This is a genomic window from Promicromonospora sp. NPDC059942 (assembly GCF_042731755.1).
In the GTDB taxonomy this organism is placed as follows: Bacteria; Actinomycetota; Actinomycetes; order Actinomycetales; family Cellulomonadaceae; genus Promicromonospora.
Window position 1 is genome coordinate 1 of the sequence record NZ_JBHWLR010000037.1, and the last position, 9,275, is coordinate 9,275.

At 73.5% G+C, this 9,275-nt stretch carries 12 protein-coding genes; 6 read left to right on the forward strand and 6 right to left on the reverse strand.

All coding sequences use genetic code 11. The annotated features are described in order from the left end of the window. Positions 1–196 precede the first annotated feature (196 nt). Together ACFV9Q_RS28495 and ACFV9Q_RS28500 are read right to left on the reverse strand one after the other, a co-directional pair. A complete protein-coding gene (locus ACFV9Q_RS28495) occupies positions 197–622 on the reverse strand; it encodes an ACT domain-containing protein (protein ID WP_377237202.1) in 426 nt (141 codons plus the stop codon). After that, the gene (locus tag ACFV9Q_RS28500; protein ID WP_377237203.1) at positions 619–1,149 is read right to left on the reverse strand and encodes an OsmC family protein; all 531 of its coding nucleotides are present in this window, start codon (positions 1,147–1,149) and stop codon (positions 619–621) included. The genes ACFV9Q_RS28495 and ACFV9Q_RS28500 overlap by 4 nt, the downstream gene beginning before the upstream one ends. A gap of 64 nt (positions 1,150–1,213) precedes the next feature. On the opposite strand from ACFV9Q_RS28500, the gene ACFV9Q_RS28505 reads away from it, so the two are divergent. Continuing rightward, positions 1,214–1,915: an ArsR/SmtB family transcription factor gene (locus tag ACFV9Q_RS28505; RefSeq protein WP_377237204.1), complete on the forward strand. Its 702-nt coding sequence runs from the start codon at positions 1,214–1,216 to the stop codon at positions 1,913–1,915. Between the two features lie 97 nt (positions 1,916–2,012). Here ACFV9Q_RS28505 and ACFV9Q_RS28510 read toward each other — a convergent pair whose 3' ends face one another. Beyond that, on the reverse strand, positions 2,013–2,627 hold the full coding sequence (locus ACFV9Q_RS28510) for a TetR/AcrR family transcriptional regulator (RefSeq protein WP_377237205.1): 615 nt from the start codon (positions 2,625–2,627) through the stop codon (positions 2,013–2,015). A 75-nt stretch (positions 2,628–2,702) separates the two neighbouring features. Between ACFV9Q_RS28510 and ACFV9Q_RS28515 the strand changes: the two genes are divergently transcribed. Both ACFV9Q_RS28515 and ACFV9Q_RS28520 read left to right on the forward strand, forming a co-directional pair. Continuing rightward, the gene (locus tag ACFV9Q_RS28515) at positions 2,703–3,410 is read left to right on the forward strand and encodes an SDR family NAD(P)-dependent oxidoreductase (RefSeq protein ID WP_377237206.1); all 708 of its coding nucleotides are present in this window, start codon (positions 2,703–2,705) and stop codon (positions 3,408–3,410) included. A gap of 99 nt (positions 3,411–3,509) precedes the next feature. Beyond that, positions 3,510–3,926 (forward strand): SgcJ/EcaC family oxidoreductase, encoded by a 417-nt coding sequence (locus ACFV9Q_RS28520; protein WP_377237207.1) that lies wholly within the window; start codon positions 3,510–3,512, stop codon positions 3,924–3,926. 58 nt (positions 3,927–3,984) lie between these two features. On the opposite strand, the gene ACFV9Q_RS28525 is transcribed toward ACFV9Q_RS28520, so the two are convergent. Next, on the reverse strand, positions 3,985–4,419 hold the full coding sequence (locus tag ACFV9Q_RS28525) for a winged helix-turn-helix transcriptional regulator (RefSeq protein ID WP_377237208.1): 435 nt from the start codon (positions 4,417–4,419) through the stop codon (positions 3,985–3,987). Positions 4,420–4,529: 110 nt separating this feature from the next. Between ACFV9Q_RS28525 and ACFV9Q_RS28530 the strand changes: the two genes are divergently transcribed. Then, entirely contained in the window at positions 4,530–5,429 is a 900-nt protein-coding gene (locus ACFV9Q_RS28530; RefSeq protein ID WP_377237209.1) for an SDR family oxidoreductase, read from the forward strand. Between the two features lie 139 nt (positions 5,430–5,568). Next, on the forward strand, positions 5,569–6,582 hold the full coding sequence (locus ACFV9Q_RS28535) for a zinc-dependent alcohol dehydrogenase family protein (RefSeq protein ID WP_377237210.1): 1,014 nt from the start codon (positions 5,569–5,571) through the stop codon (positions 6,580–6,582). 197 nt (positions 6,583–6,779) lie between these two features. On the opposite strand, the gene ACFV9Q_RS28540 is transcribed toward ACFV9Q_RS28535, so the two are convergent. Next, entirely contained in the window at positions 6,780–7,184 is a 405-nt protein-coding gene (locus ACFV9Q_RS28540) for a RidA family protein (RefSeq protein WP_377237211.1), read from the reverse strand. A 202-nt stretch (positions 7,185–7,386) separates the two neighbouring features. Here ACFV9Q_RS28540 and ACFV9Q_RS28545 point away from each other — a divergent pair, with 202 nt between their 5' ends. Further along, on the forward strand, positions 7,387–8,085 hold the full coding sequence (locus ACFV9Q_RS28545) for a TetR/AcrR family transcriptional regulator (protein ID WP_377237212.1): 699 nt from the start codon (positions 7,387–7,389) through the stop codon (positions 8,083–8,085). An 81-nt stretch (positions 8,086–8,166) separates the two neighbouring features. Here the strand turns inward: ACFV9Q_RS28545 and ACFV9Q_RS28550 are convergent, their stop codons facing one another. Beyond that, complete coding sequence (locus ACFV9Q_RS28550) at positions 8,167–9,108, reverse strand: TetR/AcrR family transcriptional regulator (RefSeq protein WP_377237213.1); 942 nt, start codon at positions 9,106–9,108, stop codon at positions 8,167–8,169. Positions 9,109–9,275 lie beyond the last annotated feature (167 nt).

Consider the following 9,275-nt stretch of genomic DNA (forward strand, 5'->3'; position numbering starts at 1 on the left):
ACACCAGAGAGAAGGTGGTCTCGGGGGCTGGGAGATGGGGAGAAGAGACAGCCCGGCCGTCCCCCCTTTGGAGTCCTGGTTTTCCCCTCTTTGGGCTGCCCCAAAGAGGAGAAACCCGGGCCTCAAAGGGGAGTTGGGCACCGGCCCCGCAGCGCGCGGCCGGACCCCGGCGCCTGTTGCGGCACCCGCGGTCGTGTTACGTCCCGGACGCCGCCGGACGGCGTCGGCCCCACGCCGCGACGACCTCCCGGCAGGACGCCAGGTCGTCGTCCGCGACCAGCAGCACCAGGTTGCCCACGTGGTCGCTGTACTGGACCAGCACGTTGACGCGGGCGTCGCCCAGCCGCCGGGCGAGGGTGCCGAGCTGACCCGGTGTCTCCTGGTCGAGCCGGGTCAGGACGACGTCGCGCACCACCGCCGGTCCGAGCCCCGCGGCCGTGACGGCGCGCAGCGCGCGGGCGCCGTCGTGCACCAGGTAGTGGGCCACGGCGACGTCGTCCACCGTGAAGACGCCGCCGCCCTCCAGGCTGACGCCCGCCGCGCCGAGGGCCTCGCCCAGGTCGGCGAGCGCCCCGGGCCGGTCGGGCAGGCGGACCTCCAGGTCCCGCAGGTGGGTGCTCATCCGACCGTCACCGCTCCGAACAGGACCGTCAGGGCGACCTCGACGGGGACGGCCAGGGAGGCGGCCACGTAGCAGGCGTGGTGCGCCTGCTCGGCGAGCTCCTGCACCAGCGCCTCGTCGGTGCCGGCGGCCACGCGGACGGTCACGGCGAGGCGGATCGTCCCGAGGCGCTGGGGCGTGGCGGTCAGGTCGAGGTGGCTGGTTGCCGCGTCGTCGTAGGCGAGCACGTCCACCCCGGCGCGGGCGGCGGCGCCGAGAAAGGAGAGCATCTGGCACGACGACGCCGCCATCACCACGAGCTGCTCCGGGTTGAGCCGGTCGGGGTCCCCCCGGAATGCGGAGTCGGCGCTCAGCTCGACGACCGGGGTGGCGGGTGCGGCAGTCGCGACGTGGTCGCGGGAGTAGGAGCGGAGGCCGCCGCCGGTGGAGCCGGCCCAGTGCAGGCGGGTGGCGTAGGGATGGGACGGCGGGGCGGTCCGTGGCTGGGTCTCAAGGGGCGGGGGCAGGGCGGTCCGTGGCTGGCTCATGCCGGGACGGTAGGTCGGAAACCCTTCGGTGGACGCCGAAATGTCCCCGCCGTACCGTCGGGCGATGACCCGGGACCGAGACTTCACCGTGGTGGGCCGGGCGCTGTCCACGCCGGCGCGCTCCGTGTTCCTCAACCTGCTCCTGGACGGCACCCGCCGTCCGGCGGGCGAGCTGGCGACGGCGGCCGGCGTGAGCCCCTCGACGGCCTCGGAGCACCTCGCCGTCCTGGTCGACGCCGGCCTCGTCACCGCACGGACGCAGGGGCGGCACCGCTACTACGCCCTGGCGGGACAGGACGTCGCCGTGGCGCTGGAGTCCCTCGGCGTGCTGGCCGACGCCGCGCCCGTCTCGGGCTACCGCCGCAGCCGCCGGGCCGAGTACCTGGCCGCCGCGCGGTTCTGCTACGACCATCTCGCCGGGCGCCTGGGCACCGGCCTGACGGACGCCTGGGTGCGGTCCGGCTGGCTCGCCGGCCGCGACGAGCTGACCCTGACCGACGCGGGCGCGGTCGGGCTGGGCGAGCTCGGGGTGGACGTCGACGGCGCCGTCGCCGCGCGGCGTCCGACCACGCGGGCCTGCCTCGACTGGACGGAGCGCCGGCCGCACCTGGCCGGGGCGCTCGGCTCCGCCGTCGGCTCGCGGTTTCTCGACGCCGGCTGGGTGACCCGGCACCGTTCGGGCCGAGGCCTGGACGTGACCGAGTCGGGCCGCGCGCTGATCCGGCAGACGTGGGCCATAGACCTGGCAGACACCCCAACCCCGTAACCGTTGAGTGCTGGGTATTTGCTCTTTTCCGTGTGCCAGAGGAGCAAATACCCAGCACTCAACGAGGCCGGCGGGACGGGGGCGGCGGGCGAGGGCGTCAGGCGGCGGCCGGGGTCGTCAGGCCCAGGAGCGCCAGGCTGTTCCGCCAGAGCGCGTCGAGCTGCGACGGGTCGTTGAACACCTTGGCGAAGAGCACGAGCCCCTCGAGCTGGGCGACGATCGCCTTGGCGGCGGCGTCGACGCCGTCGGCCAGGGGCTGCACGTCCCCGGAGTCGACGGCCGCGGCGAGCCGCGCCGAGATCATCTCGATCTGCTCGTCGAAGATCTCCTGCAGGCGCAGCCGCACCGGCTCGTTCTGGGAGCTGACCTCCAGGGCGAGGTTGCCGAACAGGCAGCCCGCGACCCAGCCGGTGCCGGTCAGGGCGTCGACCTGCATCTGCGCGGTGGCGTCGAACAGGCCGCGCAGCCGCTCGAGCAGGGTGCCGGGGCCGTCGAGGATCCCGGTCCACACGCCCTTCTGCCAGGTCCAGTGCCGGTCGATCACGGCCAGGGCCAGCGCCTCCTTGGACGGGAAGAAGTAGTAGAACGACCCCTTGTTCACGCCGGCGCGCGTGCACAGCTCCGCGACGCCGATCGAACCGTAGGGGCGCTGGGAGAACAGTTCCACGCCCGCTTCGATAAGGCGTTCACGACCATCTGAGCTTCTCGGCATGTTGACAGCATACGACCGGTCAACTATAAATGGGAACCCCAGTAGTTGACCGACCGTCTACCAAGGAAGAAGACCATGAGCACTCGCAAGGTTGCCGTCATCACCGGAGCCTCCCAGGGCATCGGCGCCGGCCTCGTCGACGCGTACCGCCAGCTCGGGTACGCCGTCGTCGCCAACTCGCGCTCCATCGACCGGGACGAGGCCGACGACCTCGCCGTCGTCAGCGGAGACATCTCCGACCCCGCGACCGCGGACCGGATCATCAAGACCGCCGTCGAGCGCTTCGGCCGCGTCGACACGGTCGTGAACAACGCGGGCGTGTTCATCGCCAAGCGGTTCACCGACTACACCGCCGCGGACCTCGAGGCCATGGTCAGCATCAACGTCGCCGGCTTCTTCCACCTCACGCAGCGGGCGATCCCCCTGATGCAGGCGGCCGGCGGCGGCCACGTGGTGAGCATCACCACGACCCTTGTCGAGAGCCCGCTGTCGGTGTTCCCGTCCGCGCTCGCGTCCGTGACCAAGGGCGGGATCGCCTCGGCCACGCGTGCCCTGGCCATCGAGTACGCGGCCGAGAACATCCGCTTCAACGCCGTCTCCCCCGGCGTCATCAAGACCCCGATGCACCCGGAGGAGACCCACGAGACCCTCGCGGGCCTGCACCCGCTGGGGCGCATGGGCGAGATCGACGACGTCGCCCGCGGCGTCCTCTACCTGGAGCAGTCACCCTTCGTGACGGGCGAGTTCCTGCACGTCGACGGCGGGCAGATCGCGGGCCACTGACCCGTCCGGGGCGGCCCACCCGGGCCGCCCCACGCTCGGCCGGGCATCCCGGCCACGCAGCTCGACCGGCCGCCAAGGACCGGGACAAGGAGAAGGATCATGGTCCAGCACGACGACACGAGCCAGGCAGGAACCAGCCAGGACACCCTCAGCCAGGACGACGCCGCCGCGGTGATCTCCGCGCTGCTCGACCGCTGGTCCGACGGCATCCGCCGCCGCGACCTGGCGCACATCGCCGCGCAATTCACGCCGGACGCCCTGTTCCAGGGCTTCGACCCCGAACCGTCGTTCGGGCGGGACGCCGTCTCGGCGTACTACGGCAAGCAGCCCGTGGGCCTGACTGCCGAGTACACCCTGATCCGCACCAGCGCCCTGGGCGACGACGCGGCCCTCGGCTACGCCGCGGTCGCGTTCCACCGCCCCGGCGGACCGGTGAACGTCTACCTCACCGTCGTGGCGGTGCGCGACGAGGACCGCTGGCTGATCAGCCACTACCACGTCTCGCGCATCCAGTAGGGAGTCGGCGGACCGAGCCAGCCCCGGGGTCAGCGAGCGGCAGGGTCAGCGAGCGGGGTCAGCGAGCGGCAGGGTCGGCGTCCCGCTCGTCGGCGGGCGCGACGTCCCGGCCCGCCGCGGTGGCCTCCAGCAGGTCGGCCAGCGCGCGCAGGCGCTGCGCGACCTGCTCCCCCAGCGGCGTCAGCCCGTACTCCACGCGCGGCGGGATGGTGGTGACGACGTCGCGCGTGACCATGCCGTCCCGCTCCAGGGCCTGCAGCGTCTGGGACAGCATCTTCTCGCTGACCCCCTCGACGCGGCGGCGCAGCGCGTTGAACCGGTAGCTGCCCTCCCCCAGCGCGAGCAGCGCGAGCGAGGCCCACTTGGACGTGACCACCTCGAAGGCGGCCCGCGACGTGCAGCCCCGGGCGAAGACGTCGGTCACCAGCTCCTGCGGCGGCCCGGTCGGGGCGTCGCCCGGCAGGTCGGCGGGTTCCAGGTCGGTGAGGCTCACGACACGAGGATACCGCGCGCAATCGGAATGTGGTGTACTTTCGATTCGTTAGTGCTATCCACCGGCAACTGCCACCGTGCCGGAACCACGCCGAAACCTGGAGAGACCACATGACCACCTACGCCGTCACCGGAGCCACCGGACACCTGGGCCGCCTCGTCGTGCAGGAGCTGCTGTCCCGCGGCGTCCCCGCCGCCGACGTCGTCGCCATCGCCCGCACCCCCGAGAAGGCCGCCGACCTCGCCGAGCTCGGCGCACAGGTCCGCGAGGGCGACTACGACCGTCCGGAGACCCTGGCCACGGCGCTGGTCGGCGTGCAGCGGCTGCTGCTCGTCTCCGGCAGCGAGCCCGGCGCGCGCGTGCCGCAGCACACCGCGGTGATCGACGCCGCGAAGGCCGCCGGCGTCGAGCGCATCGCCTACACCAGCATCCTCAACGCGGACGACACCACCAACCCGCTCGCCGGGGAGCACCAGGCCACCGAGCAGGTGCTGCGCGCGTCGGGCCTGCCCGTGACCCTGCTGCGCAACGGCTGGTACACCGAGAACTACACCGCGCGGATCGGCGAGTTCGTCGAGCGCGGCGAGATCGTCGGGGCCTCGGGCGACGGCAAGGTCTCCGCCGCGCCCCGCGCCGACTACGCCGGCGCGGCGGCCGCCGCCCTGCTCGCCGACGACGCCGCCGCCGGCTCTGCTGACGGCTCTGCTGCCGGCGCCGCCGCGCCCGTCGTCGTCCACGAGCTCGGCGGACCCGCGTTCACGTTCACCGAGCTCGCCGCGACGATCGCCGACGCCACCGGTGCGCCGGTCGCCTACCGCGACCTGACGGTCGAGGCCTTCGCCGCCGACCTGCAGCAGGCGGGTCTCGACGCCGGGACCGCGGGCTTCGTCGCCGGGATCGACGCGTCGATCGCGGCCGGCGACCTGCAGACCGACAGCGACGACCTGGACCGCCTCCTGGGCCGCCCCGCCACCCCGCTGGCCGACGCCGTCCGCGCCGCGCGCGGCTGACCGCGGCGCGCCCGGGCGGTCGCCTCCCGGCCCGACGCGCCTCCCGGCCCGACGCGTCTCCCGGCCCGACGACGGCGCGGCGGGCCGGGAGGTAACGACAGACACCCCCTCATCCGCCCGGCGCGTGTTGAATGGGGGCATGCGAGGAGCAATCATTCATGGAGCCGGGGACGTCCGCTTCGAGGAGCGGACGGACCCCGTCGTCGTCGAACCCACCGACGCCGTCATCCGGACCGTCGCCGCCTGCGTGTGCGGCTCGGACCTGTGGCGCTACCGCGGGATCTCCGAGGTCAAGCGGCCCACGCCGATCGGCCACGAGTACGTCGGCGTCGTCGAGCAGGTCGGCGCCGACGTCACCACCGTCAAGCCCGGCGACTTCGTGGTCGGCGGGTTCCTGCACAGCGACAACACCTGCGCGGTGTGCCGCAAGGGCATGCAGGCCAACTGCCTGCACGGCGGCGGCTACGACGGCTGCCAGGCCGAGAAGATCCGCATCCCGAACGCGGACGGCACCCTGCTCGCCACCCCCGGCGAGCCGGACGCCGACCTGATCCCGAGCCTGCTGAGCCTGTCGGACGTGATGTGCACCGGCTGGCACGCGGCCGTCTCGGCCGGGGTCGGGCCGGGGTCGAGCGTCGTGGTGGTGGGCGACGGCGCCGTCGGGCTGAGCGGCGTCCTGGCCGCGGCCCAGCTCGGCGCCACCACGATCATCGCCATGAGCCGGCACGAGTCCCGCCAGAAGGTGGCGCAGGAGTTCGGCGCGACCCACATCATCGCCGAGCGCGGCGAGGAGGGCCTCGCCAAGGTGCTGGAGCTGACCGAGGGCATCGGCGCGGACGCGGTCCTGGAGTGCGTCGGCACCGCCGAGGCCCGGGCCCAGTCGGTCGAGCTGGTGCGGCCGGGCGGCATGATCGGCCTGGTCGGCGTGCCGCACGGCGACCTGCCCACCGACACGCTGTTCTGGGGCAACAAGGGCATCCACGGCGGCATCGCGCCCGTCCGCGCCTACCTGCCGCACCTGCTGGACCTGGTGTGGAAGCGCGAGATCGACCCGGGCAAGGTCTTCGACCTGACCCTCCCGCTGTCGGAGGTCGCGGAGGCCTACCGCGCCATGGACGAGCGCCGGGCGATCAAGGTGCTGCTGCAGAACTGACGGTGGGCAGGGCCGGGCGGCGTCGGCCGGGCCGTTCGGCGCCGGGCGGCCCGGTTGCGGCCCGCGCCCGCTGGTGCGGCGGCGCCTGGACGACCATGCACCTGCTGCCAGCCTGATGCCGGACCTGGCAGCAGATGCATGGTCCGTCGGGCGCTGTTCGCCCCGGGGGTGCCTGCCCAGGTTCCGCTCGTGCGAAGTCAGTCGGGGAGCGCCGCCGTCAGGTCGACCTCGACGAGCTGGCCGGCGAAGCCGAGCACCGTGACGCCCAGGAGGGTGCTCGCGGTGGTGAACGCCTCGGCGAGCGGCCCGGCGTCCAACCGGTGCCAGACCGCCGAGAGCACGGCGCGGTCGTCGCTCGCGACGTAGACGACGGAGCGGACGACGTCCTGCGGGGCGGCGCCGACGGCGGCGAGCGCCAGGAGGGCGTTGGCGGCGACCTGGTCCGCCTGCGCCAGCGGGTCGTCGGCCCCGACGAGGGCACCGGACGCGTCGAGCGGACACTGGCCCGCCAGGTGAGCGGTCCGACCCGCCTCGACGATCGTCACGTGGTGGTAACCGGGCGTCGCGTGCAGCCCGTCCGGCTGCACCCTGTTGATCCGCATCGCAGGAGTGTCGCAACGACGAGGGCTCCCCGCGACGTGTTTTCCGGGACCGGAGCCGCGTACCGGCCGCGAGCCGGCAGCAGGAACGCGAGGCGGGAGCTCAAAGCACGAGCTCGACGGCGGGAGCCCGGGCAGCCAGGGTGCGATGATGTTTCGCGCGAGTGGAACACCCCGTCCGTTTCGGCGAAATGAGAGTCGAGTCATGAGCGAGCGCCAGGTCATGAACGAGCGCCAGGTCATGAACGAGCACCTTGAGACCGCGCCGCCCGAGGCCCTGGAGCCCTACCCGGAACGCGAGCTGCGGTCCGACGCGCGGGACAACCGCGAGCGCATCCTCCAGGTGGCGCGTGCGACGTTCGCGGAGCACGGCATCGACGTCCCGATGCGGGAGCTCGCCCGGCGCGCCGGCGTCGGTCCCGCGACGCTGTACCGGCGCTTCCCGACCAAGGAGGCACTGGTCACCGAGGCGTTCGGCGAGCAGATGGCAACCTGCTCGAGGATCGTCGAACAGGGCCTGGCCGACCCCGACCCGTGGCACGGGCTCGGCGCGGTGATCGAGGAGGTCTGCGTGATGCACGCCCTGGACCGCGGCTTCACCGCCGCGTTCGTCACGGCGTTCCCGAAGGCCCTCGACTTCGCCCGCGAGCGCACGCACACCCTGCGGTCGCTGGCGGAACTGATCCAGCGCGCGAAGGACTCCGGCGGCCTGCGCCGCGACTTCGTGCTCGACGACCTGATCATGCTGATCATGGCCAACTCCGGCATCCGGGCCTCGTCCCGCAAGGCCGCGGTCGCCGCCTCCCGCCGGTTCGCGGCGCTGCAGATCCAGTCGATCAGCGCCCGGCCCGACGTCGCGCCGCTGCCGCCCGCCGTCCGGCTGCCGCTGCTGGCCGCGATCTAGGGCTCTTCCGCGCCCCGCCTAGGACCAGCGCCCGCCTGTGACCAGCACCCAGCCCGCGACCAGCCCCGCGCGGCCGGCGGTCTACGAGCTGGCGCGCCGGACGAACGACCCGACCCCGTCCAGGACCCGCGACAGGCCGAACTCCCAGGCCCGCTCGGCGTCGTGCAGGCCGCCGTACTGGCTGGTCGCGGCGGTGCCGACGCGCACGGCCAGCGCGTACCGGTCCCCCAGGACCCGCTCCATGTGGGGCGCATGCACGGCCCACCACTGCGCGTCGTCCTGGCCGGAACGCTCGGGGAGCGACCGCCACGCGAGCAGTCCGGCCGTGGCATCGCGGGCGTAGCCCAGAACGAGGGTCAGCACGAGGTCCATCTCGACGTCGGTCAGCCCGATCCCGTCGACGGCGCGCAGCTCGGCGTCGTACTTGGCGATCGTCCCCGGCCCGAGCGGCGGCCGGCTCTCGAACCGGGCCAGGAGCCACGGGTGCCGCTCGAAGAGCGCCCGGTTCTCGTGCGCGACCCGCTCCAGCCGCGAGCGCCAGGCGCCGGCGTCGACCGCGCCGTCGGCGTCGACCGCCCCGACCGCGGCGTCCGCGCTTGCCGCCTCGCCCGCGTCGCCCGCGTCGCCCGCACCGCCCGCGCTTGCCGCATCGCCCGCATCGCCCGCATCGCCCGCATCGCCCACCTCCCCCACGTCACCAGCGTCGACCGCGCCGCCGACGTCGCCGAGCCAGTCAGCGTCGTCGTAGCGCACCTCGGCGAGCACCCGGTCGATCATGAGGTCGAGCAGCTCCGCCTTGTCCCGCACGTGCCGGTAGAGCGACATCGCGCCCACACCCAGGCGGTCGGCGACGCGCCGCATCGAGAGGCTGTCGAGGCCCCCGTCGTCCGCGGCCGCCACGCCCGCCGCGACGATCTGGTCGAGGCCCAGCCCAGGCTTGCGGCCGAGCCCGGAGGGCACCCGCGTGCCCCACAGCAGGTCCAGGGTCCGCACCCGGTCCCGCTCGTCGCCCGCCTCTGCCATGCGTCGCCTCCTCCGGCTCGTCGCTCTTGCCGCACGTCACCCGCACTGCACGTCACCCGCACGGCACGTCACCCATGCTGCACATCACCCGCACGGCACGTCGGCATCGACTATAGTTTGCGTACGCCGTACCCAAATGGAGCGACAGGCGCTCCGGCGGCAGCACG